Annotated in this window: 1 pseudogene; it reads left to right on the plus strand. The window is 40.6% G+C overall.

Features of this window, described 5'->3' with window-relative positions:
* Positions 1 to 32 precede the first annotated feature (32 nt).
* A pseudogene (locus tag CWB77_RS18835) lies at positions 33 to 249 on the plus strand (methyl-accepting chemotaxis protein); the annotation flags it as partial.

The raw sequence follows: 249 nt of genomic DNA on the forward strand, positions 1-249 counted from the left end.
ATGATCAAATATCAGAACTTTAGCTGTAAATTAATTTATTTGTCTATAAAATTATTGAGTCTTTATTACAAGTCGCCAAAAGAGCAAACGATGTAAACGAGCATCCCCATGCGGTAGATGATTCTAGCAAAACCAGCCAGTCGATTATTGAGCTTCAACACGACTGTAGGACCCAAGTAGCCGCTGAACTGGAGGAGATGACTCATCAAAGTCATGATGTTAGCCGGACTGACGACTCCTCTGAACAAC

The sequence above is a fragment of the Pseudoalteromonas sp. S1610 genome (genome assembly GCF_005887465.1).
In the GTDB taxonomy this organism is placed as follows: domain Bacteria; phylum Pseudomonadota; class Gammaproteobacteria; order Enterobacterales; family Alteromonadaceae; genus Pseudoalteromonas; species Pseudoalteromonas undina.